Raw genomic sequence first — 23,007 nt, forward strand, 5'->3', positions numbered from 1 at the left:
AGTCTCAGCTATCTGAAGAAGTCCAGAATCTTCTGGACAGATTCAGCGATTTCCGGAATTTCTTTGATCCACAAAAGGATTTCGCGAAGCAGTGAGAGCTTCGGCGTTGGAAGGTCGAGGATATTGTCGCAAATTTTCAGAAGACCTTGAACTTGCGCCCGGTCTTGTTGGGATAGGTTCGCGACTGCAATTAGTTGGATGCATTCGCCAAGTAGCCCTTTAATTTGGTCGATGGATGAATACGACAATCGGGTGGTCGCTTTCGATTCGTCCCGCCACGTATCGGCGCCGATTTCGAAAATTTCGCTGTCGAGGTGCAAACCTTTTTCTGTCGACAGACGTTCTCCTAATACTAAGCCGGCAATTGTGGGAGAGATGCTGCCCGAAGCGTGCGAATTTCCAATTTGGGTGAGCAATTCTTTGCTAACGAGGTCAGCGATGGCCACGTCAATGATTGCCCGCGGAGCATCTAGATTCAGCGTTTTGCGGATTGTTCCAACCGCAAGCGCGCTGGTTCGATCTTCCAATACGATGCGGCGGTAGAAAGCGGAAAGAATCGCCCCCCTCACCTGATTGATGGTGTCTTGAAGTGCCTCTGCCATCACTTCCCCTCCTCGATCAGCTTCACGAAGCGCTCGAAGAGGTAATGGGAGTCCATCGGGCCGGGAGAGGCTTCCGGGTGGTACTGGACGGAGAAGACGGGGCGGTCCTTCAGGCGGATGCCGCAATTCGAGCCGTCGAAGAGCGACACATGCGTTTCCTCGACCGTCTCCGGCAAGCTCTCGCGCGAGACGGCGAAGCCGTGGTTCATCGAGGTGATCTCCACCTTGCCGGTGGTGTAGTCCTTCACGGGATGGTTCGCGCCGTGATGGCCCTGATGCATCTTTTCCGTCTTGGCTCCGAGCGCCAGCGCCAGCATCTGGTGGCCGAGGCAGATGCCGAAGACGGGCTTGCCGCTCGCGACGAGCTTTTTGATTTCCGGCACCGCATATTCGCCGGTCGCGGCCGGATCGCCCGGGCCGTTCGACAGGAACACGCCGTCGGGGTTCATCGCCAATATGTCTTCGGCCTTGGTCTCGGCCGGAACCACCGTCACCTCGCAGCCGGTGCTCGTCAGGCAGCGCAGGATGTTGCGTTTGATGCCGTAGTCGATGGCGACGACGCGGTGTTTCATCTCATGCCCCGGCTCGTAGCCGCAGCCCCATTTCCAGCGCGCCTCGTTCCAGGTGTAGCTCTGGCCGCAGGTCACGTCCTTCACGAGGTCGAGGCCGACCATGCCGGGCCATTCGCGCGCCTTCGCGATCAGGGCCGGAATGTCGAACTTGCCGGAGGGATCATGCGCGATCAGCCCGTCGATCGAACCCTTCTCGCGGATGCGCCGCGTCAGCGCGCGCGTGTCGAGGCCGGACAGGCCGATGATGCCGCGCGTCTTCAGCCATTGGTCGAGATGTTTCGCCGAGCGGTAGTTGGAGGGGCTCGTGATGTCGGCCCGGATCACCATGCCGCGCACGCCGGACAGCGAGGCGAGATTGGAGGTCTCGATATCCTCGTCATTGGTGCCGACATTGCCGATATGCGGGAAGGTGAAGGTGATGATCTGGCCGGCATAGGAGGGGTCGGTCAGGATTTCCTGATAGCCCGTGATCGCCGTGTTGAAGCAGACCTCGCCGACCGCGTCGCCCACCGCGCCGACGCCGCGTCCCGGAAGCACCGTGCCGTCCTTCAGAACGAGGAGGGCGGTCGGCGTCTCGGTCGCGGTCATGGGGCTACTCGTCGCGTTGATCGGTTTGTCGGAAGAAGGCGCACTCATGCCGATTCCTCCCCGGAACATTGCGGGCCCTTGGGCGCGCGCCGTTCCGTGGCGGCTTTCGTCGACACCTTCATACTGGCAACTCCAGGGGAGGAAGCGTCCGCCATGACTTGGCGCGGGGCAAGAAATCCCGCGCTGCAGACTCAGTTTCCCGTTGAATTTCGCGGACACTAAGGGATCGACCGATTTCCGTCAAGCTTGGCGCGCATCAAAATTAATCAATGATTTCAATGCTTTGTACTCTATGCGGCAATGCGGTCGCGGATTGCGCGGGCGCGGCCTTTGGTTTAGCGTGTGGCGCGTTTTCCGGGGGTGTGCGGCTTCGGGCCGCCGTTCCCATTCGCGTTGGAGATTGAGCGATGAGCCAAAGCCTGCGGGACAGCATCAAGCAAGGGCTCACGGACGCCACCAAGGCCCAGGACAAGCGCCGCATGTCGACGCTGCGCCTCATCCAGGCCGCCCTCAAGGACCGCGACATCGCGGGCCGCACCGACGGCCGCGACGCGGGCGTGAGCGATGCCGAAATCCTCGAAGTCCTCTCCAAGATGGTGAAGCAGCGCCGCGAATCGGTCGGCATGTACGAATCCGCCGGCCGCATGGAGCTTGCCCAGCAGGAGAAGGAAGAAATCGAGATCATCGAGAGCTTCCTGCCGAAGCAGCTCTCCGAGAGCGAGACGGAAGCCGCCGTCGCCGCCGTGATCGCCGAAACCGGCGCCGCCGGCATCAAGGACATGGGCCGCGTGATGGGCGAACTGAAAAAGCGCCATGCCGGCCAGATGGACTTCGCCAAGGCCGGCGCCATCGTGAAGGCGAAGCTGACCTGAGCCGTCCGACTCGCTAAGGCCGGGGCCGGGTGGCACAATGGCCCCCCGATCCCCGAGCTTTGAGCATTTTATTCCATGTCCTTTCCCAAAGGCTTCCTCGACGAATTGAAGGGGCGCATCCGCGTCTCGGATGTCGTCGGCCGAAAGGTGAAGCTTCGGCGCCAGGGCAGGGAGTTCATCGGCCTTTCGCCCTTCTCCAACGAGAAGAGCCCGAGCTTCACCGTCAATGACGACAAGCAGTTCTTCCACTGCTTCTCGTCGGGTGAGCATGGCGACGTCATCAAGTTCCTCGAAAAGACCGAGAACCTCTCCTTCATCGAGGCGGTGGAGCGGCTCGCCGCCGAGGCCGGCATGGAAATGCCGGAACGCGATCCCTTCGTGGCCGAGCGCGAAAAGGAGGCCGCCACCCTCATCGATGTGATGGAAATGGCGGCGCAGTTCTTCCGCCAGAAATTGCAGGAGGGCGCCGGCGCGGAAGCGCGCGCCTATCTCGAGCGGCGCGGCATGAAGGCGAAGACGCTGGACGATTTCGGCGTCGGCTATGCGCCGGGCGACGAGCGGGCCGACCGCACCGCGCTGATGCGCTACCTCAAGTCGCGCGATGTAACGATGGAGCAGATGGCGGAGGCGGGCCTCATCATCTCCGGCCCCGACATCCGCGAACCGCATGACCGCTTCCGCAACCGCGTAATGTTTCCGATCGCGGATGCCCGCGGCCGCGTCATCGCCTTTGGCGGCCGCGCGCTCGCCTCGGATGCCAAGGCCAAATATCTCAACTCGCCGGACACGCCGCTCTTCCACAAGGGCCGCGTCCTCTACAATCTCAACCGCGCCCGCAAGCCCGCCTATGACGAAGGCACGGTGATCGCCGTCGAAGGCTATATGGATGTGATCGGGCTTTCGCAGGGCGGCATCGACAATGCCGTCGCGCCGCTCGGCACCGCGCTCACCGAGGACCAGATCGCGCTCCTCTGGCGCATGGCGCCCGAGCCCATCCTCTGTTTCGACGGCGACAAGGCGGGGCTCCGCGCCGCCTACCGGGCGGTCGAGCGCGTGCTGCCGCTGCTGAAGCCCGGCCATTCGCTCCGCTTCGCGCTGCTGCCGGAGGGGAAAGACCCGGACGATCTCGTGCGCGAGGAAGGCGGCCAGGCGGTGCGCGACATCCTGGCGAAGGCCCGGCCGCTCGCCGAGATGGTCTGGGAAAAGGAAATTTCCGCCGGCCAATGGGACACGCCGGAGCGCCGCGCCAAGCTCGAAGCCGATCTGGAAGCCGCCGTCGCCACCATCGCGGATCCGAAAGTGCGCGGGCACTACAGCGACAATCTGCGGGCGAAGGTCCAGCAGTTCTTCGGCGGCAGCGCGCGGGGCGGGCAGCGGGGCGGGTTCGGCCAGAACCGTTTCTCGCGCGGCCAGCCCGGCCGGCCCTTCAGGAAAGGCACCTTCAACCGGGACCGGGACTACATTCCCCCCGTCACGCCCGAATTGCGCCGTTCGGCGCTGGCGAGCGGCGGTGGGGGCGAGCGCAGCCGGGAGGGTTTGCTGCTGCTGACCCTCCTTAACCACCCGGAACTCTTGGAGAATTACGCCGAGGAGGTTTCGCGGGTCGAGATCGGCACCCCGGCGCTTGACAGATTACGCAATGAAATCATAGATATAGCCGCCCTCCATGCGCCTCTTGAAAGAGAAGCGCTGAGGAACCACTTGCTGAGCAGGGATTTGGCGGAAATCGCGCGGCGTCTGGAGGCCGGTCAGGCCTTCAAAAGCGATCCTTTTGCCTGGCCCGATGCGGCGCCGGACGAAGCGGAGGCCGGTTTCCTGCACACGCTTGCGCGTCACCGCCGGGTGATCGTGCTGGAGGCGGAATTGAAGGCCGCCGAGCGCGCTCTGGCGGAAGAGATGACGGAAGAGAATTTCGCCCGCCTGCAAGCCATCCATGCGCAACTCGAGCGCTCGGAACTGGCGGACGGGTTGGGTTAGGATGAATAATCGGGGTCGGTCAACCAGCGGGATTTGAGGGCAGAACAGCTTCGGCGCGGGAACGGGCAACCGTTCAGGGGACCGCCGGGCACCCAGACGGCAGGATCGGAAAGAGGTGAGGGCAAGGCAACCGGGATAAGCGCCGGATGTCCGCTCTCCTCTTGTATTTTCGATCCCTTTTGCTGCGGCAAAAGCGTCGGCGGGTTTCTGCACTCTGGTCACGCGGGAATAAAGGCCTACCTCACTGTCGGTATTGGGCCTGTCCGGCGCATGTGTCATGTGCGCGCCGGCCGGGAAAAGGCGGAGACTATTGAATGGCGAAGACAGCGGAACAGACGGAAGCACCGGAAGCGGCACCTGAGGCGCCGCAGGACGGTCCGCTTCTCGACATGTCCGATGCGGCAGTCAAGAAGATGATCAAGGCCGCCAAGGCGCGCGGCTTCGTCACCTATGACGAGTTGAACAAGGTTCTGCCGTCCGAGGAGTTCTCCTCCGAGCAGATCGAGGACACGCTGTCGATGCTCTCCGAAATGGGCATCAACGTCGTCGAGAACGACGAGGCGGAAGAACCCGCCGAAAACGCCGACGGCGAAGCGGATGAAGACCGCGACGACGACGAGGCGCCTACCGGCAAGGCCGTCGCCACCACGACCACCACCTCATCCTCGCTCGACCGCACGGACGATCCGGTCCGCATGTATCTGCGCGAAATGGGTTCCGTCGAGCTTCTGTCGCGCGAAGGCGAAATCGCCATCGCCAAGCGCATCGAGGCCGGCCGCGAAACCATGATCGCCGGGCTCTGCGAAAGCCCGCTCACCTTCCAGGCCATCATCATCTGGCGCGACGAGTTGAACGAGGGAAAGATTCTCCTTCGCGACATCATCGATCTCGACGCCACTTTCGCCGGCCCGGATGCGAAGAAGGTCGACCATAGCCAGGCAGCACTCGCCGGCGAGGCGCCGCCGCGCATCGAACCGGAAGAGGAAGAAGTCGACGAGGATGGCGAGGACGACAACTCCATGTCGCTCGCCGCGATGGAAGCCGAGCTGAAACCGAAAGTGCTCGAAACCTTCGACACCATCGCCGCCGACTACAAGAAGCTCCGCAAGCTGCAGGACCAGAAGGTCGAACTGGCGCTGCAGGGTGAGGCGCTTTCCTCCGCGCAGGAAAAGAAATACCAGAAGCTCACCTCCGACCTCATCGAGGAAGTGAAGAGCCTTTCGCTCAACAACAACCGCATCGAAAGCCTTGTCGAGCAGCTCTACGCGATCAACAAGCGCCTCATGGGCCTCGAAGGACGTCTGCTGCGTCTCGCCGAAAGCCACGGCATCCCGCGCGACGAATTCCTGAAGCAGTATTTCGGCAATGAGCTCGACCCGAACTGGATCCGCCGCGTCAGCCGCCTCAAGGGCAAGGGCTGGGTCAACTTCACGAAGGACGAGCGCGATCAGGTGAAGGATCTCCGTCAGGAAATCCAGACGCTCGCCTCCGAAACCGGCCTCGACATCCAGGAATACCGCCGCATCGTTTCCGGCGTGCAGAAGGGCGAGCGCGAGGCGCGCATCGCCAAGAAGGAAATGGTGGAAGCGAACCTCCGCCTCGTCATTTCCATCGCCAAGAAATACACGAACCGCGGGTTGCAGTTCCTCGATCTCATTCAGGAAGGCAATATCGGCCTCATGAAGGCGGTCGATAAATTCGAATACCGCCGCGGCTACAAGTTCTCGACCTATGCGACGTGGTGGATCCGTCAGGCGATCACGCGCAGCATTGCGGACCAGGCGCGCACCATCCGCATCCCGGTCCACATGATCGAGACGATCAACAAGCTGGTGCGCACGTCGCGCCAGATGCTGCACGAGATCGGCCGCGAGCCGACGCCGGAAGAGCTCGCCGAGAAACTCGGCATGCCGCTCGAAAAGGTCCGCAAGGTCCTGAAGATCGCGAAGGAGCCGATCTCCCTCGAAACGCCGATCGGCGACGAGGAAGACAGCCACCTCGGCGATTTCATCGAGGACAAGAACGCGATCCTCCCCATCGACGCGGCGATCCAGTCGAACCTGCGCGAAACGACGACCCGCGTCCTCGCCTCGCTCACGCCGCGCGAAGAGCGCGTGCTGCGCATGCGCTTCGGTATCGGCATGAACACCGACCACACGCTGGAAGAAGTCGGCCAGCAATTCTCGGTGACGCGCGAACGTATCCGCCAGATCGAAGCGAAAGCGCTCCGCAAGCTGAAGCACCCGTCGCGCTCGCGGAAACTGCGCTCGTTCCTCGACAACTGATCCTACAGAGCGTCATAGCCGATTTATTCGGCCATCCACGTTTTCAAACAACAAAGCCCGGATCGAAAGATCCGGGCTTTTTGGCTTTTTATACGCTGAACTGCAGTTGTGAGAGAAGCGAAGCAACCTAGAAGCAGCTCCTTATTGCCTTTGCGTCGCAGCTGATGTTACTTGCGCTGACGTGATGCGCTCTGGGCTGTCGATGCGCTATGTTGCTTCTGCCAATTTGATGAAGCCAACCTTTAGTTTAAAGTTCATAGCTTCGATTTTTCTTGCTTCATCTCTTAGAGTGAGGCGGCTGAAAAATGGGATGCGGAAGGATCCGTCTTTACGCGGAAAGTCTGCGATTCGAAATTCCACGGTCCACTTTTTTGTCAGCGCTTGTTCGAACGCTTGTCCCTTTTCCGCTCCGAAATGTTCCATCACCTTTTCGATGGCAGCCTGTTTAAAAGGCTCATAGCTCTTCATCATCTGGGCTGAATTGCCGCCCTGCTTAAAAAAATGACTCAACACACTAGATTACCGACTACTCTTTTTGATGTGAATAAACCTGCACCCAGCAATATCCAACAGATCGCATAGTTCAATTCCGGGACCCGGAACCTCGTCAATCTGAATTAGTTTTTTGTCCATAAGGAGATAGTCAGTTTCTCGGGATATCTCTGCATTATAAGACTCTTCCGACTGATAGCTTATTTTGACCTTCTTTCCCTTCTCTTTAGGTTCGGCAATTTTCTTCAGTGTGCGAAGTTTTTTGTCAAAATCAGTTTTTAACTCTTGAAATTTTTTGTCGGCTGCATTTCTAAGGGTTTTGCTTATTCGATACCAGCTCCCTTCGTTTAATGCATATCTCTCGCCTCTAAAAAGCAAAGATCCAATTAGTGCTTCGTGCACAGTCCAGTAATCGAAAGGTCTTCCGTCATTGAGGCTGTATGCTGCCACGGTGTGATGCTTGAGCGCGTCTACTGTCAGGCTCTCTAATTCTTCATCAAGGCCTTCTCTGTAAAGCGACAGGGACAGGTCCGCGTGAAAATCATGAAATCCGGCGTGTTCGAAACGGAATGTGCCGACAGCCTCTGGAAGGATGGCTGGAATTGATATCTCGAATTCTCCGCGGTCTTGAATGATTGAAGTCACCAATTCTTCGTTGAGATTCTCTTCAATCTCAGGGTCCAAAACGGGAGAGAGAAAATCTATAATCCTAAAAGCTGTTTTTTTGTATGCGGTGGACTTAAAGAATTTTACGGCATTCGTAGCCGCCTGTGGAATGTCAGCGAGCTCTATTTTCTTTGTGAATCTCAGTGCTCGTGATCCGGTGACCATCTCAGCAAAGTCGCTTTGAGAAGCTCGTCCGCTTACTTTTCGAATTAGATCCAATGCATCATCGAATCCAAAAGAACGGAGATCGCGTTGCCCTGCCGCTTGAGCAAAATCGCGAATAGCTGCCCCGATATTTGATCTTTCTACGCTACGAAGTTTTTCATCACTGATTGCATTAATTGCAATTTTCAATCCGAAGTCAGCCTCAGTTTTTGAATCGTCAAGATAGACGTGTGCATATGAGAAAGTTACCGCGAATATTGAATCTCCTTCTTTGAAGGCGACGAGAGCGCTGGGAGATTGTGAAAGCAAGTTTACCGGCAATCGGAACGATTTTTCGATTAACTGCACCCATTTGGGAGGATACGTTCTGCCCGGGAAAACATAGAGTTTAGCCCCTTCCCCAAAATCCTTTGATGGAACTATGTGAGCATGACCTGATCTGACCATGCTTTTGGCCTTTTCCGTGAGTAGGTCGTCAAAATTCGTCGTTGTGGATTTCGCTAGGTAGAGCGAGAAGGTGTTTGAAGTTGCCATTTGGCTCTAATGCCGCAAAAGAGGGATGGACATTTCACGCTATTCTAAGCAACTACTCAGTGTACATATCATAAAATTCTAGAGGTTTGTACGAGGAAGATCGACGCGGAGACAGTCACATGAAGGATATTCGGCCGATCCGGTCCGACAAGGATTACGAGTGGGCGCTCGGCGAAGTCGCGCGCTACTTCGAGCGCGAGCCGAAGCGCGGGACGCCGCAAGGCGATCGGTTCGAGGTTCTGCTCGGGTTGATCGAGGCTTACGAGGCGAAGCACTGGGCTATCTCCGCGCCCGATCCCGTCGAGGCGATCAAGGCGCAGATGGAACAGACCGGGCGTACGCAGGCGGACCTTGCGGCGCTTGTCGGCTCGCGCCCGCGCGCCAGCGAAATCCTGAAGCGCCAACGCGGCCTCACCATGTCGATGATCCGCAAGCTGAGCGCCGAGTGGCGCATTCCCGCCGAAGTTCTGATCCAGCCCTATCGTCTTGCGACGGAGAAGGTCGAGAAGCGCAAGCGCGTTTGAGGCACCGGTAATCCGCTGCGTCCCGCTCCCCAAATAAACTAATCCCCACCCGCCAACGCACCCCCATATTCATCCGTACCCGCTCCTGCGAAGGGCGTGTCCGGATTGTCCGAATGCGGGGAGGGGGTGTCGCGGTTCCTGCGGTTCATGGCTCATGCCATGCGCTCACGGAATGCGGCGCGCGGGGCGCTTGCGCGAGCGATGCCGTCCCACATGTAACATGCACATGTCACATGTACCCACATGCACATGTGCGGCCGCGTTCGACAAGCGTCCCGCGCATCCTTCGCGCCTGAAGGTTCGCCGGTTGCCTGCCGCACCTCCGCAAGCCGATGCTTCGCGGGGCTATCCGTGCGCCGTCAGCAGCAGGGCGTTCCCGCCGCCTCTGCGCCGCCCGCCCCGAACGGCATCTGCGTGCCGCAGCCGTCGAAAATGCCGTAATGCTGGGAGAAGTCGCCGATGAAGTCAAAATGCGGCGCGAAGCGGGTGGCTTTCAGCATGTGCCACGTATTGCCGCAAACCGGGAAGACGCGGCCCTTCTCGATGCGGTGATGCGCGTCGAGCGCGAAGGCATCTTCCGCATGCGGAATACCGCCCTTGTAGATCACGGCCTGGCCGTAATCCTCGCAAGCGGGCTCCAGCCCGTCGAGCTTGAAGAGCCGGTAGGTCGCGGAGAAGAAGCGCGCGTTCCCCAGCGTCCGGCGGATCGAGGGTTCGCGCACCTCGAGCGGGCGGTCGGTGACGAGGCGCGGATCGGCGAAGCCTGCCTGCTTCGAGAGGGTCAGGAAATCGTTCCAGTAAAGCGCGCCGCCGAGGCATTCGCCGAGCAATACGGGGTCGTCGCGCAGTGAAGGGTCGAGGCGGCGGTCGGCATAGACGTCGGCGAAATAGAATTCGCCGCCCGGCTTCAGCAACCGCCTCGCGCCTTCCAGCACGGCGCGCTTGTCCGGCGAGAGGTTGATGACGCAGTTCGAGACGATGATGTCGAAGCTTTCCGGCTCGAGGCCGAGTTCATCCAGCCGTTCAATATAGCCTTCGCGGAAATCGACATTGGTCCGCCGGTAGCCGAAGCGTTCCATGTGCCAGCCGACATGGGCGCGGGCGACGGTGAGCTGCTCCGCCGTCATGTCCACGCCCGTCACCGAGCCCGTCTCGCCCACCAGCCGCGCCAGCGCATAGGCGTCGCGCCCCGCGCCGCAGCCGAGGTCGAGCACGCGCATCCCCTCCACCTTGTCGGGGATCACGAGGCCGCAGCCGTAATAGCGCGTCAGCACGTCGTCATGAATGTCGGAAAGGGCGGCGCGGATGTGGGGCGGCGTCGCGCCGGGGTCGCAGCAGGCATCGGTCTTGAGGTCGGCGGAGCCTTTCAGCGTCTGCCCGTAATATTCCTTCACCGACTCGACCGACATGGACCGTCTCCCGTTGCGTGCGATGGCGTCACCCTGACGGGCGGCGGCATCACGGTCCAGTCACAAGTTGGGGAGGGGTCAGACGGCCTTTTTCGCCGTCTTCTTTTTCGGCGCGGCTTCCTTCTCGGCAGCCTCGGCCGCTTCCCTTTCGAGCCGCAGCGCCCTCAGCTTTTCGGTCTTGGCCGCATGGGCGCGGGCATTCGCCTCGTTGATGGCGCGGGCGGCCTCGGTCGTCTGGTCGGCCTTGGCGAGGCGAACGTCGGATGCCTTCGGCTTGAAGGCGGCGGCGGTCTTGGCGGACGTGGCCATATCGGTTCTCCTTTCGGGCGTATAAACGAAAAAAGGCCGGGTTTTCCCGGCCTTTCCCACCCATCCCGGCGCCATGCCATTACATCCGTGGTCAAGGCTCTGAGATGAAGACTTGTCCGGCAGCCCCGCTGCATCGAAATGCGCGAGGCGCCCGCGACAAGTATCGCTTTCATCCATATGGGGCGCCCCGGCGGGAAAACAAGGGCAGGGGATCAATTCCGGGGATATTCGAGCTGTGTGGCCACGAATCCGGCCGTTCCCTCGCCCAGATCCCCGGCAATGAAGGCGAGGAAGTCCTCCCGCAGCGTCGCCGGGTCGGCAAGCGTCACCGCCGCCTCGCCCTGGCTCTCCGCCCCCGGCAGCCGCACCAGCGAGGCGCCGCGCGGCGCGTCGCCCGTCACATCCGCGATCACGGTGAGGCCGTGGCGGGTACGGATTTCCGCCTTCGGCGCGATGGTGCCGGACGAGCCGCGCCAGGTGCGCGCCGCGAAGTCGAGCGGGAAGGCCATGTTGACCTCGTCGACGCCCTCGCTCACCTCGATCAGATAATGCCTGCGCGGCCAGCCGAGGATCATGTTCTTCAGCGCGGTCGCGATTTCGCTGCTGCCGATCGCGAAGGCTTCGCTGTCATGGCCGGGGCCGTAGTCGCCGGCGCCGTACTGCGCGGCGAGTTCCTTCGCGCGCGCCGGGCCCGCAATCCGTTCGGTCAGCATCAGCGATATGGGCAGCGATGCGCTGACGCCCGCGGAGGAGATCACGCCCTCGTCCTCGACATAGCGGCGGTTGCGCTGCCAGTCGACCGCGCCGTAGCGCTCCACGCGATTTTCATGTTCGTAGAAATGCCCGGTGGCGCGCTTGCCGTCGAGAATGCCCGCCGCCGCCATCACGCTCGCGCCCTCGCAGATCGACACCATCAGCGCGCCCTTTGCCTGCTGCGCCCGCAGCCACTCGAGCATGGCCGGGTCTTCGGGATCGTGCATGGCGGGCACGATCACGATGTCGGCGCCGGCGGGAAATTTCGCATCGAAGCCCGCGAAGTCGGCATCGGGCCGCGCCGAACTCGACGGCCAGAAGGCGACGGGGTCCATTGTCGGCGCGACCGCCAGCACGTCCGCGCCCGCCTGGTTGAGGATGCCGTAGGGCACGAGAAAATCCGTCACCTCCGTGCCCGCGTTCAGCACCGCGACGGCGACGACCACGCGCTCATGGCCGGGCTTCGGTTCGATGGGCGCGGCGGCAAGCGGATTTTCTGCATCCGCCGCCGTCGCGACGATCATGACGCCGAGTAGCAGAAAGAAAAAGAAGGGAATGGCGATGTTGGGTCTACGCATGAGCAGCTCTCCGCCAACGTCGTTCGAGACGATGCCTGATGCTGACGCAGACGAATTCAGGCGGAAAGGACAATGAACATGCATTTCCCGCCAGATGTTTCCGTTGTGAAGCCGTAGTATGTTAGCCCAATGCTCTAGGATTGATCTCGACAGGCTCAATTCTTAGCGATGAAAGAAAGTGCCGAACAAATGGTGCGATCAACTGAAACTGATCATCGTCAACAAGTACGAGTGATAAGCCAAACCGAGAAAACCCTTTTAACTGCCCCAGTTTGCGCATGTCTATATCGCGGCCTTGAAGGTCGCGACCCTTCTTCAGGTCAAGAGCGATATATGAAAAATCGAAGTAAGCTATTTTGTTTTGGATGAAAAATCGTGAAGTTCTACGCGAGTTGAAGCGAGGAGGACGAAACGCGGGTAATAGCCGCATATCCACCACAGCACTTACATTCCAGATTTTGACAATATTTTCGAAATGCGTTTGTTCAAGATCATTGCCTTTGACTATTGCAAATGCCCCTGAGTACCTTTTTGAGTGACTGAACAGGTTTCCTTCAACCTGGTTATTGACAGGTCTCGACTTTAGTCGAAGTTCAATCACGTTATCGCTCATTGTATCGCCTCTGAGTCAATTTACGAGGTCAGCGGCTGTTTTCTCTACTCGCTCCAAATCTATAAGTCTAACGCCATTTATGGCTTCGCCGGCTTCCAGCGGGCGATACTCTCCCGTAAAGGAGTCCTTGATCTCGCTTCGTTTTGTAAAGTGGTGTTCATACATTCTCGGCCCCGCCCCGGAGAAGGGCACAACAACCATCTTATCTTGCAGGGTTGGGTCTTTCACCCAACTAGCCGGGACCTCGGTGATGATCGAATCACTATGCAGTTCGACCGCAAGGCTCTTAGTGTAGGGCTCGATGTAGCAGACCTTGGAGATTCCGGCTGCAACCAGATGACGAGCGCAATTATGACACGGAAAAGTAGTGCATAAAAGGATGCAACCGTTTGTGCTCTCACCACCCCGCGCGGCGTTGAGAATCGCATTCATCTCAGCATGAATTGATCTTGAGTATTCAATGAGGTCATTCACCCCTGGGAGTTTCTCAAATAACTCCTCATTGGCAATGAGTGCTTTTTTGATTTTCGCGCTTGTGGTCTGAAGCAAGGTTTCATCGATCCTTGGAAGTGCTCCTTCTTTCGGTGGCATCACTGCCTCGGCCAGTTTTTCCGCGATATTCTCTGCGAACCACTTTGCTGCTTTTTTCTTGAACTCGTTCTTTTTGCGGGTGTTGTGACATCCTATAAACGGCGAACCGTCCTGCTGCTCGAACTTCCACAGGTAGCAACGATGGTCATTTTCATCGCCTTCTCCATATACGCCGCCCCCAAATTTTGGTGCCTCATTCGAGCCGGTAGCAATGATCCTTCCATCGTGCGTAAGCACAGACGCTCCCACTTGTCTAGAGAGGCAGGCTGACTGTAGAGATGCGGAGAATGCGTGATACATCGCTCGCTCTAGGGACGTCGGCCTCACGATACCGTTGCCCGTGATAAGACTTATCAATCTAGCCAGATCATTGTTTAGATGCGGAAGGTCGGGTAACCCATCGGGATTATTGTCTAGAAAATAATCAGATAGATAAAACGTATCGCGGACGCCCTGCCCGAATTTTCGCTCATTATCTTTTTCATCTCGGTCAAGGAATTTTTTGAGTTCGTCCCTCGGGACCCCAGAAAACTTACGCTGTGTTAGACCTTTTTCTCCACCCAACCTTCCCTCGCGTTGCGATCGGTCACAGTGAACACCAATGAGGTGAAAAGACTCTCCGTATACAGTTCTTAGGAGATGGACTTCATCGGCGTGCTTCAAGGAATCTATTATGTAAGCAATCTTGTCGGTCCCAGGCTTCTTGTCGCCGCGTCGGCGTATAATTTCTTTCACAGAAAGGCTGGCCACAGCCGCGGTGTGTTGCTCCCTAAGCTCATCGCCCAAGTCCTGGAATACTTGTACACGTGCCATACGGGACTTGCCGTCCTGTTTTTCTGAAGACGACGGGATTCTCTCTGGGAACTGGTCGGCAATTAAGCTGCTCATCTTAATCACGTGGCATTCGAAATCGATGGCCTCCAATAAATCGCTAAGCTTCGTTGAAACTTGGGAGCATCCGGAGCCCGCATAGCCGACCACTCCGAGAACTATCTCTCGCGACTTTGGGGATATTGGTTGTTCCTTCGGAACGGACGTTTTGTCGATCTGAGCGTTTTGGTTGATTGCGGCGGCAGGCTTCGTCACAGCTATCTCCGTCAGTTCTGCGTTCCTGCTGCAATAGTAACGGTTATTTAAGATTAAGTGACGCGTCATTTCTTGAGGCGAGTTCAATTAGTCATTTCGGCACAAGAATGAAATTGGCTTCCGCAATGCGGCCGGGCTGCCGGATAACGGCCTTGCTTACCCCTCGCAACCTCGATCAGCGCACGGACGGCTTAGTGTTGTACTTTGCTGATCCCTTTCTCGAAACGTATCCTCTCTCCGTTAGGCCCCACTACAATGAAGCCCATCCAGTGGACGCGGGGCGATATGAACGCGTCGTGCCGATAGCCGGGGCCTTCATCGGCCCAAAAGAAAAAGGCGGAACCATTTTTCAGGTTCCGCCCTTTGCCAAGCTTGGGGGGCCAGTTCTCGGCTGAAGTCCCCTTCAGTCGATCTTGATGACGAGGTTCACGCTCGCCGTAATCGTCTGTTCGCCGGCCGCGACCGGAACGGATGAGGCTTCGGCGCGCATCATCATGTCCTTCGCGTAATAGGGCTGCGGCATGCCGCTGCCGTTCTCGGAGATCGACACGATCTGTCCGAGCGAGACGCCCGCCGCGCCGGCATATAGCTTGGCCTTGCGGAGTGCGTCCTTCACGGCGTCCTTGCGCGCCTCGTCGAGCAGCGGTTCGGGCTTGTCGATCGAGAAGTTGATGCCGTTCATCTGGTTCGAACCGAGCGAGACCACCTTGTCGAGAATGCCGCCCAGTGCCGCGAGGTCGCGCACGGTTACCGTCAACTGGTTCTGCACGCGGTAGCCGCCGATCTTCGGCGTCTGCGGCTGCCGCTGCGGCTCCTGCTGTTCATATACGGGGTAGACGGAGAATTGCGAGGTCTGCATGTCCTTCTCCGCGATCCCGGCATCCTTCAGCCCGGCGAAGACTTCGGCCATCGCCTTGGTGTTCGCGGCGAGCGCTTCGGCGGCGGTCTTGCCCTCGGTCACGACGCCGGTCGAAATATAGGCGATGTCGGGCGCGGCCGTGGCCTTGCCTTCGCCGGTAATGGTGATGATGCGGGGCTCGTCCCTCTCCTGCGCATGCGCGGGCGTGGCGAGCGCCGCGCCCAGGAAGAGCGCCATTGCGGCGATGAGCGCGAGGGGAGCGGCGGCGAGAGCTGTGGTCCGGTTTTTCGGCATGTCCTGTGCCTCCTTTTAGGCTGGCGGGAGCTTCGAACCGGATTGGGACAAAATTGCGGCGGGGCCGCGGACGCGGCTTGGCGGCGCTTGCCGCTTGCTGCTATATGGCGGGAGGCGATTGGGGGCCTGTAGCTCAGTTGGTTAGAGCGGACCGCTCATAACGGTTTGGTCGCAGGTTCGAGTCCTGCCGGGCCCACCACATCCCGCCTATCGCCACGACTTCAAAGTGACTCAAATCCAAGCTGAAATGACTCAATTTTAGAGCGGGTCAAATCGGCCGCTCACGTTTGAGGACGCTTGTGGAGCATTAAGTACTTGAAAAATAAAGGAAAAATTTTCAGTCTTTTGCGGGGGATAAATCTGCCGCTTGGCGCAGAGCATCAGGGCGTTCCTAGCCAGCTGCGCCGTCGGGCGCTTCTGCGTCCATGGAATCGTGATAATTGGCACCAAAAAACGGCGTCTAACGAATTGTTTCACCGGTTCAGCCTGATTCATTTGCCAAGCGATCCGAATGGCATCAGCGCAGAAACGAAAGTGATCTCTCGATATATTGAGACCGCGCTTTCGAAAATTGCCGACATCTCTCAGAATGCATTTTTCTATTTTCGGATTGGGAAGGTATGCCCCGGCGGAGCGCGATCTACGCACCAGAACCGCGCCCTCGCGTTCGCAAATGGAATCGCGAGGCAAGGGAAGAACGTCTGAAAAGCGCGGTCTTTGCTGCCATGACGGAGAGCCGTGCCAATCCTCTCAGCCCTTCCGACATTGCAAGGCATGCGCAGGTATCGAAAGCTCTCATTTACAAGCACTTCGGTTCCTTGGATGCGCTGGTCGACGATGCGATCCGTTCCCGCCTTCAACTTCTGGAGCTTGGCCCTCAGGCGGACCACGAAGCCGAAGTCGAAGTTTTGGGGCGCGTATTGAGGGTTGCGTCGAAGCTGCGAGAGGACGTTCAAAATCAACCTGAGCTGATCGACCTCATCGGCTGGAGCTTCGGAAATCCCGATCCGCGGGCAGTGAATGTAACGGAGGCGGTTCAGAGGTTCTGTAAGGAGTTAGCCGCAAGAGCTGGCGCCGGCGCTGAAGCGGCAACTTTCTTTTTAGGGGTGATCACGAGTGCCATATGCGACCGGCGAAAAGGTACATTCGAGGAAACTCAGAAGGATAGATCGTGAAGCCGGCTCAGACGCAGCCTCCAACCCAGCAACACGATCAACAGAATGATGGCTAACTCAGCGCACAGGAGTGTGCGGGACAATCATGTCTGCTTCGCGCCAGAAGCGGACGTTGCGATGACGATTGCCAAATGACATTTCGGGGCTTGAAGCGGAATGGCCCATTGGGACATGGATTATGGGCTCAGCGGGTAGATAACGGCCCCTGCGTTCTATTCCAATGCTTCGTCGGGGAGGACGAGTAGCGTCAGCAGCTCGTCGTTCGGCAAACGGAATGACTGTTCCTGAATCTCAAACCGATCGACCCCCCGAAACTCGAACCATGCATCTGCACCAATCTTGCGCGGAAAGGCGCTTTCATTGGCATCGCCGAACAACATCTCGAAGGCGAAGCTTTCATGATCGAGCTCTTGCCGTGGAAACCACCAGCCCGGAATCATCGGCGCGCGCCGAAACCAGCGCCGACGCTCCTTATTGTGGCACACCGCCAGGATCGGAAAGTGATCGAGATCGATGATCTTGAGCAGCGTCGCGGTGTCGCTCACGTCGAATTCGTCGGCAATTTCCCGGACGGCCGCAAGGGTCGGCCGCTTCATTTTGATCATCCGCGGCTGGACCATGAAGCTCGGCAGGATCAGGTCGGAGGCGAACTGGTCCGCCTGTTTCTCCGGGTTAAGCGCATCATCCGCCGGATTTCCGATATCGTGCGCCCCGCAGAACAAGATACGTCCCCGGTGGTGGTGCCAGTGGCCGATTTCATGCGCGATTGAAAACCGCCGCCGGGTCGGAATGGCTTTACTGTTCACCGTGATGAGCGCGCGGCGCTCTCCGCCGACGATCATGGCCTCACACTTGTCCAGCGGTCGGTACTTCACCGCCGCGCCGAGCGTCCAGGCGATTGCCTCAAGGTCGATGTCCTGCGGGCACTCGATCCCAAGTTCCTGCAATATGCGCTCGGCAGGCCGAAGGCGATCATTCATCCTCTTTCTTGCCTTCAAGCTCATCAAGCGCCGCAATATCTTCGAGCAAACCTTCCATATCGCTGTCCGACAACCCTTCGCCCTTACGCGCAGCCAGCATCAATCGTTGCTTCAGGCCCTGATCGCCCGAGCGTAGCTGCTCGAATTTTGCGCGCGCGGCATCGAGCGCTGTAACGTTCGCCTTTGGCTCACGCTTGCGCCAGTCCGCCACTTCGGTGCGGGCTTGCTTAAGGCGCTCGCGCGCGCGTTCGGCTTTCGCCACTGCGATCGTCGCATCCACTTCGGCAATGCAGGAATCCGGATCGAGTCCGGCAGCGGTCAACTCTTCGCGCAGCGCATCGCCCGAAGCAATTAGGATGCTCTCCACAAGCGCGTCTTCGATGCGCTCCAGTTCTTCACGTGCGGTTGGCTTCTTGGATTTTCTCATGTCGTCCACCCGTCGGGGTAGAGTTTTCTTGCGACAGCCCTGATCCGCTTGGCGGCGTAGTCGAGTCCGACCTGGTCGAGGCCGGTTGCCTCGCGCAGCGCCTGCCCGCGCAGTCCTTCGTCCCAGCCCATCAGAACCAGCATCGCTTCCTCGTCATTTTCCAGATAAGCGCGAATGTCCCGCAGCATTGATGCCGCGACCCCCTCATCTTCCGGACTCGGCACCGTTGATTCAGTCGCATCGGCGCTCCCCGGTTCGGGCGGATCAGCGACGAAGACCACACGCTTGGTCTGTTCGCGGGCGTGCGAGGCGATGCTTTTCATCGTCATAGCGAGGAATGCCATGAACAGCACGTCACGTGGGCACTTGCGCTCGCCGTCCAGCGCGCGGCACAGCGCTTCGCGCAGCAGCTCACCCTTTTCGAAGGCCGTTCCGCGGCGCCGGATCGCCTCGATGGCGTATAGCTTCAGCTTGTCGTCGTGGGACAAGCCGTCGAACGCGGGGCCGATCTCATCGGCCCGCAAACATTCGCGTGCTGGCGCGTTCCGGATCGCGGTCACTTCGGCCATCGGGTCCTGCGGATCAGGTTCGTTCATCTATATATGCCGTCCTGCACCGCGTTTCAGAAATCGGGCCGCGATTTTTCCGAAACCGCTCCCCCGGCGGCATAGAAGGGCAGAACGGTTCCCTTGGCTGGCTCCCCCCATCGAGTGCAGCGCGGCTGGATCCGACGAACCCGGCGCACGCGCGCCATGCAGAAATGGAGGCTAACATGCCTGCTGAAGAAGTGACACTTGAAGTCGGCACCCCGAAAGGGCTGTTCACCGGTACTTTTCCGAAGACCGCCAAGGTCGAAGACGTGATTGCCGCGGCGGTGGACAGCCTTGGTCTCGATCGCGGCGACACGCTGGAGCTGGTCTATAACGGTCAACCTCTCACGCCGGTCAACCGTCCTCTGGTCAGCTTCGGACTCGCCGGGACGGTGCAGCTCGAACTCGTGGCCACCGGCGACGGCGTCTAACTTTGGCGACCGTCACCGATCTCGTATTTGCCGAGCAGTTCGACCATCTCCGCGAGGTGGCCGAGCAGCGCGGCTGGCCGCTCAAGCAGTTCGAGGGGCCGGGTTTCGAACTCGTATTGCCCGCCCGCGACGGCTCGCAGTTCGGCCTCCATGTCATGTGCGACGGCTATCCCGGCACGCCGCCGGCCTGGCGGTGGTGCAACCCGGAGAGCGGCGTCTTCGATCAGCCCGCCGACACCCCACGCGGTAGCGGTGGATATTTCAACGCGAACGGACGCATCTGCGCGCCCTGGAACCGGCTCTCCTACAGGCAGATCGATTCCAAGGGGGCACATGCCGACTGGCACCTCAGCACCTGGTTAACTAATCCCAAGACCGGTAGCTGTACGACGGTCGCGGCCATGGCGCTGCGCATGGCGGTCGAACTGCAGAGCGAGCGCTATCAGGGGCGGAAGGGCAAGTAATGTGGAAGCACCTTAGCCAGTTGTTCGGCCGCAAACCCGCCTACAGGCCGGGCCCGTCGCCACGCCCGCGTCTCATCCTCACCCAGCCCTGCTTGCAGGCGCTTTGCGTCTGCCTCGAGCCCGAAATCCGCCGCAGCCATGAGGGCGTTGCCTATCTGCTCGGACAGACCGACGGCACGGTTACGCTTGCCGTCGCCGCCGTCCGCCCGGAGGCCGTCACGTCGCCCGGCAGCTTTGCCGTGAGCGCCCCGGCAATGGCGAAGGTAGTGCGCACCGCTACCAGGGCCGGGCTACAGGTCGTGGCCCAGGTCCATACCCATCCCGGCGGGGCGTATCATAGCGACGGCGACGTCGAAGGCGCGCGGATCGTCTATCGTGGATTCGTCTCTGCCGTATTCCCCGACTACGGTCGGCGCCTTCCAGCGCTGGACGGCGCAGCCATCTACATGTTTCGGAGCGAGGGCGGATTCGTCGAGGTCTCGCCCGAGCGCGCCAGTGTTGTGCCGGGGAGGCTGACATGAACGAAGCCGAGTGGCGCGCTGCGCGCAACAGCCGCTCTCTGCGCTACGCCGGGCGCGTGCTCGATCCGGACAAACGGGTGCATCTGCGTGCCGATCCGGCTTACGCCGCCCGCTATGACGGGCAGGTCGCGATTCTGGTTGCGGCCAACCTCTTCGGCCGCATGACTCCGGCGCTTGCACTCGATATTCCATCGGTGCCGGTCGTCGCGCCGCTCCCGTGGGCAGGGGTGGATTTGCGAGAATACGTGCTAAAGCAGCTCTACGCTGCCGATCCGTTCGGCAAGTTCGCGCAATGCAACGCCAGCGACGGCGACTATATCATCCATCTCGGCCGCGCGGGCGCCTCGGCTGTCGTGCACGGATCAGGCTGGAATCTCTATGCCGGACCTGCGCCGTCGCCGCTTGCGGATGATGAAACCGCCAACCCGGTCGGGCCGGCTATGGCGGCGATCCTCGCCGGTGCGGAAGCGTTCAGGAGCGCGCTGTCTCACCCAGCCGCCTTTCAGCTCAACGCGCTCACTTGGCACGCCGGCATGGCGACTGCCGCGGATGCACCGCTGCCCACCGCGTTGTCTCCCGGCGCTCTGTGGTTCGTCGGCCTGGGCTCCGTCGGAACCGCCGTCCTCTACTTCCTGACGCTTGCTACGCGCGATTTCTCGGCGCGGCTCTTCGACATGGACAAGGTCAAAATCCACAATCTCGATCGCTCGCCGCTCTTCATGGACCGGCATGTCCGTTGGCAGAAAGTCGATGCGGCTGCGGAATATCTTCGCGGCCTCGGGATCACCGCCGTGGAACCCGAGCCTTTCGCGCTCGATGAATCGCCCGCCTGGACTGGACGCCCGCTGGGCGTTCCCGACGTTCTGATATCGGCAGCGAACGAACGCAATGTCCGCGCTGTGATCGAGAGCAACTTCCCGCCCTTGCAGATTTACGCCACCACGGGTCGGAACTGGCAGGCGGCGGTCATCCGCCACGCACCGTTCGAAGATCCCTGCTCGTGCTGCCTGTTCCCCGAAACGGCTCACGCACCCACGACCTGTGCCACCGGTTCATTGCCCCAAGCCAGCAACGGCGAGCAGATGGACGCGGCGCTTCCGTTCCTTTCCTTTGCTGCCGGGGTAATGGCGGCTGCCGAAATTCTCAAACGTGGCCTACCGGGCTATCCGTTCGTCTCGAACCGCGTGGTCCTCAACACCAGCCCGCGCATTCGCACTGTGCCAGCCGCCTTGTCCCTGCGCTCCAGCTGCATCTGCCAGAAGCGAAGCAGTACAGTGCACCGCCAAATGCTGGATCTGCCAGTCTGAGAGGTTCCGCTTGCCAACTACAGCTGGCGGTGACGACTCGTCGCCGCGCACACCGCGTCCACGGGCGCGGCTCGCGCAAGCTTCTAATCCGCTTAATGATATCCGCTGCCTGGGACGTTTCGACCAAGATGTGATGCGTTAGCCGGGTGCTGATCGGCTTCATCGCGTGTTGGTCGCGGAGCAGCCAGAGAAAGCACCTATTCTAATCAATGTCCGCTATCGGAAAGCGGCGCTGATGCTCGGAATGACCGCAACTGGCGCGAAGCGGACGACGGGTCTCTGCCTTCTCAGAAATGTTTCTCTGAACAGCTTCAGGCGGAGAGGGCGGCGAGACAAGGCTGATAATCTGATTATTGAAGCGCCAGTTGAGACAGGCTGCCTGCCCTGCAAGGTTGGTCTCGCAGACTGCCGCTGAGGCGATGAGGCCGACGGCAGCGTCATCCGATTTCTCATAAATACTAAGAACCTTCTCGGTAGCGTTGAAATCGACGGTGCGGCGGAAGACGCCACATCTCAACCGCACCGTCTTTGCCGAAGTCGTGTCGAAGAAGCCGCTTCGCGGCATCATGGAGGTGACGGGGCTTTCGTCGGCCGCCGTGTATGACAAGCTCGACTTCCACTACCGCCAGTGCCGCGGCTTCGCCGGCGACGCGAGGGCCGTGTCCATCGCATCGAAAGAAAGCACGTGCGGCTCTGCGTCGACCGGCCGGACTTCGAGGGCGAAGAAATGACGGTGGACGAACTAATTGCCGCGAAGAGCCGGCGCCGTTCCAATGATGAGTCTGGAAAAGCGCCAGGTCGTTTCCTATATGGCAAAAGAAGCCATAATGGGAAAAATTGACAAATATGGCTATTTTGGTTAGAATTCTCGCGTCGATCTCAATGGAGTGGAAGATGCCCGCCGATATCATCCCCAGTCTGAAAACACTGCCGCAGCGGAGCGCAACGCAGGTGAAGAACAGATGGGCCGACGTGGTGCGCGAGGTGCGCAAGCTCGGCAGCGTCGCTATCACGCAGCACAATCAGGTTGAAATGGTGGTGATGAGCGCCGAGAGCTACCAGAAGATATCCGCCCATGCCGAGGAAGCCCGGGCCCGCGGCGAAGCGGGGCTTGCCACTCTTTCAGATGACTTCGACCGGCGCCTCGCCTCGTTCAAGACCGAGGGGATCCGCGATCGGGTCGAGGGCGTGATGTCCGCGCGCGGCCGCATCAAACGTCCTGCGAAGGCTGGCGCCACTTACTGATGCCCGCAAAACCGGCTCGTCCCGTCATTTTCGTGCTGGCCGGCGTCAATGGTGCCGGCAAAAGCTCGGTGGGCGGCGCGCTCCTCAAGGAATATGGC

The 23,007-nt window shown here is 59.8% G+C and carries 23 protein-coding genes, 1 tRNA gene and 1 pseudogene; 12 read left to right on the top strand and 13 right to left on the bottom strand.

Annotated elements, in window-relative coordinates; genetic code table 11:
- Positions 1-8: 8 nt before the first annotated feature.
- Positions 9-602 carry a hypothetical protein gene (locus Q8S60_RS11680; RefSeq protein WP_305276448.1) on the bottom strand — a complete coding sequence of 198 codons (594 nt, stop codon included), beginning with the start codon at positions 600-602 and terminating at the stop codon, positions 9-11.
- Positions 602-1,810, bottom strand: a complete 1,209-nt coding sequence (carA, locus tag Q8S60_RS11685; protein WP_371134388.1) for a glutamine-hydrolyzing carbamoyl-phosphate synthase small subunit — start codon at positions 1,808-1,810, stop codon at positions 602-604. The genes Q8S60_RS11680 and carA overlap by 1 nt, the downstream gene beginning before the upstream one ends.
- Positions 1,811-2,169: 359 nt before the next feature.
- On the opposite strand from carA, the gene Q8S60_RS11690 reads away from it, so the two are divergent.
- From Q8S60_RS11690 to rpoD, 3 genes are all read left to right on the top strand, one after another.
- Complete coding sequence (locus Q8S60_RS11690; RefSeq protein WP_305276449.1) at positions 2,170-2,634, top strand: GatB/YqeY domain-containing protein; 465 nt, start codon at positions 2,170-2,172, stop codon at positions 2,632-2,634.
- A gap of 75 nt (positions 2,635-2,709) precedes the next feature.
- On the top strand, positions 2,710-4,611 hold the full coding sequence (dnaG, locus tag Q8S60_RS11695; protein WP_305276450.1) for a DNA primase: 1,902 nt from the start codon (positions 2,710-2,712) through the stop codon (positions 4,609-4,611).
- Positions 4,612-4,925: 314 nt separating this feature from the next.
- Positions 4,926-6,896: an RNA polymerase sigma factor RpoD gene (rpoD, locus tag Q8S60_RS11700; RefSeq protein ID WP_305276451.1), complete on the top strand. Its 1,971-nt coding sequence runs from the start codon at positions 4,926-4,928 to the stop codon at positions 6,894-6,896.
- Positions 6,897-7,103: 207 nt separating this feature from the next.
- Here the strand turns inward: rpoD and Q8S60_RS11705 are convergent.
- Positions 7,104-8,753, bottom strand: a pseudogene (locus Q8S60_RS11705) (DUF6119 family protein).
- A 119-nt stretch (positions 8,754-8,872) separates the two neighbouring features.
- Between Q8S60_RS11705 and Q8S60_RS11710 the strand changes: the two are divergent.
- The gene (locus tag Q8S60_RS11710; protein ID WP_305276452.1) at positions 8,873-9,277 is read left to right on the top strand and encodes a type II toxin-antitoxin system HigA family antitoxin; all 405 of its coding nucleotides are present in this window, start codon (positions 8,873-8,875) and stop codon (positions 9,275-9,277) included.
- A gap of 359 nt (positions 9,278-9,636) precedes the next feature.
- Here the strand turns inward: Q8S60_RS11710 and Q8S60_RS11715 are convergent, their stop codons facing one another.
- From Q8S60_RS11715 to Q8S60_RS11740, 6 genes are all read right to left on the bottom strand, one after another.
- A complete protein-coding gene (locus tag Q8S60_RS11715) occupies positions 9,637-10,686 on the bottom strand; it encodes a methyltransferase domain-containing protein (RefSeq protein ID WP_305276453.1) in 1,050 nt (349 codons plus the stop codon).
- 78 nt (positions 10,687-10,764) lie between these two features.
- Positions 10,765-10,995, bottom strand: coding sequence for a hypothetical protein (locus tag Q8S60_RS11720; protein ID WP_305276454.1), 231 nt, complete (start codon positions 10,993-10,995; stop codon positions 10,765-10,767).
- A 212-nt stretch (positions 10,996-11,207) separates the two neighbouring features.
- Positions 11,208-12,326, bottom strand: a complete 1,119-nt coding sequence (locus tag Q8S60_RS11725) for a DJ-1/PfpI family protein (protein WP_305276455.1) — start codon at positions 12,324-12,326, stop codon at positions 11,208-11,210.
- Positions 12,327-12,447: 121 nt separating this feature from the next.
- Entirely contained in the window at positions 12,448-12,939 is a 492-nt protein-coding gene (locus Q8S60_RS11730) for a hypothetical protein (protein ID WP_305276456.1), read from the bottom strand.
- Positions 12,940-12,954: 15 nt separating this feature from the next.
- Complete coding sequence (locus Q8S60_RS11735; RefSeq protein ID WP_305276457.1) at positions 12,955-14,616, bottom strand: anti-phage dCTP deaminase; 1,662 nt, start codon at positions 14,614-14,616, stop codon at positions 12,955-12,957.
- Between the two features lie 403 nt (positions 14,617-15,019).
- Positions 15,020-15,769 (bottom strand): SIMPL domain-containing protein, encoded by a 750-nt coding sequence (locus tag Q8S60_RS11740; RefSeq protein ID WP_305276458.1) that lies wholly within the window; start codon positions 15,767-15,769, stop codon positions 15,020-15,022.
- Between the two features lie 122 nt (positions 15,770-15,891).
- Here Q8S60_RS11740 and Q8S60_RS11745 point away from each other — a divergent pair.
- The 3 genes from Q8S60_RS11745 to Q8S60_RS11755 all read left to right on the top strand — a co-directional run bounded on the left by Q8S60_RS11745 (position 15,892) and on the right by Q8S60_RS11755 (position 16,944).
- A tRNA-Ile gene (locus tag Q8S60_RS11745) sits at positions 15,892-15,968 on the top strand.
- Positions 15,969-16,084: 116 nt separating this feature from the next.
- Positions 16,085-16,474 carry a hypothetical protein gene (locus Q8S60_RS11750; RefSeq protein ID WP_305668574.1) on the top strand — a complete coding sequence of 130 codons (390 nt, stop codon included), beginning with the start codon at positions 16,085-16,087 and terminating at the stop codon, positions 16,472-16,474.
- A gap of 20 nt (positions 16,475-16,494) precedes the next feature.
- Positions 16,495-16,944: a TetR/AcrR family transcriptional regulator gene (locus Q8S60_RS11755; RefSeq protein ID WP_305668575.1), complete on the top strand. Its 450-nt coding sequence runs from the start codon at positions 16,495-16,497 to the stop codon at positions 16,942-16,944.
- 212 nt (positions 16,945-17,156) lie between these two features.
- Here Q8S60_RS11755 and Q8S60_RS11760 read toward each other — a convergent pair whose 3' ends face one another.
- The 3 genes from Q8S60_RS11760 to Q8S60_RS11770 are packed head-to-tail and all read right to left on the bottom strand — an operon-like array spanning position 17,157 to position 18,947.
- On the bottom strand, positions 17,157-17,924 hold the full coding sequence (locus tag Q8S60_RS11760; RefSeq protein ID WP_305668576.1) for an ImmA/IrrE family metallo-endopeptidase: 768 nt from the start codon (positions 17,922-17,924) through the stop codon (positions 17,157-17,159).
- Complete coding sequence (locus Q8S60_RS11765; RefSeq protein WP_305668577.1) at positions 17,917-18,351, bottom strand: hypothetical protein; 435 nt, start codon at positions 18,349-18,351, stop codon at positions 17,917-17,919. Before Q8S60_RS11765 ends, Q8S60_RS11760 begins: the two co-directional genes overlap by 8 nt.
- Complete coding sequence (locus Q8S60_RS11770; protein ID WP_305668578.1) at positions 18,348-18,947, bottom strand: sigma-70 family RNA polymerase sigma factor; 600 nt, start codon at positions 18,945-18,947, stop codon at positions 18,348-18,350. Before Q8S60_RS11770 ends, Q8S60_RS11765 begins: the two co-directional genes overlap by 4 nt.
- Positions 18,948-19,123: 176 nt before the next feature.
- Between Q8S60_RS11770 and Q8S60_RS11775 the strand changes: the two genes are divergently transcribed.
- Genes Q8S60_RS11775 through Q8S60_RS11790 form a run of 4 tightly spaced genes read left to right on the top strand, consistent with a single transcriptional unit; the run spans position 19,124 to position 21,664 of the window.
- Positions 19,124-19,372 carry a hypothetical protein gene (locus Q8S60_RS11775; RefSeq protein ID WP_305668579.1) on the top strand — a complete coding sequence of 83 codons (249 nt, stop codon included), beginning with the start codon at positions 19,124-19,126 and terminating at the stop codon, positions 19,370-19,372.
- A gap of 2 nt (positions 19,373-19,374) precedes the next feature.
- Positions 19,375-19,836, top strand: coding sequence for a hypothetical protein (locus tag Q8S60_RS11780; RefSeq protein ID WP_305668580.1), 462 nt, complete (start codon positions 19,375-19,377; stop codon positions 19,834-19,836).
- On the top strand, positions 19,836-20,357 hold the full coding sequence (locus Q8S60_RS11785) for a Mov34/MPN/PAD-1 family protein (protein ID WP_305668581.1): 522 nt from the start codon (positions 19,836-19,838) through the stop codon (positions 20,355-20,357). Before Q8S60_RS11780 ends, Q8S60_RS11785 begins: the two co-directional genes overlap by 1 nt.
- Positions 20,354-21,664 carry a ThiF family adenylyltransferase gene (locus tag Q8S60_RS11790; RefSeq protein WP_305668582.1) on the top strand — a complete coding sequence of 437 codons (1,311 nt, stop codon included), beginning with the start codon at positions 20,354-20,356 and terminating at the stop codon, positions 21,662-21,664. The genes Q8S60_RS11785 and Q8S60_RS11790 overlap by 4 nt, the downstream gene beginning before the upstream one ends.
- A gap of 202 nt (positions 21,665-21,866) precedes the next feature.
- Here Q8S60_RS11790 and Q8S60_RS11795 read toward each other — a convergent pair whose 3' ends face one another.
- Complete coding sequence (locus tag Q8S60_RS11795; RefSeq protein ID WP_305668583.1) at positions 21,867-22,271, bottom strand: hypothetical protein; 405 nt, start codon at positions 22,269-22,271, stop codon at positions 21,867-21,869.
- A gap of 239 nt (positions 22,272-22,510) precedes the next feature.
- Between Q8S60_RS11795 and Q8S60_RS11800 the strand changes: the two genes are divergently transcribed.
- Positions 22,511-22,909, top strand: coding sequence for a type II toxin-antitoxin system prevent-host-death family antitoxin (locus Q8S60_RS11800; RefSeq protein WP_305668584.1), 399 nt, complete (start codon positions 22,511-22,513; stop codon positions 22,907-22,909).
- The last annotated feature ends 98 nt before the right edge of the window (positions 22,910-23,007 follow it).

The organism is Parvibaculum sp. (assembly GCF_030694575.1).
Taxonomy (GTDB): domain Bacteria; phylum Pseudomonadota; class Alphaproteobacteria; order Parvibaculales; family Parvibaculaceae; genus Parvibaculum.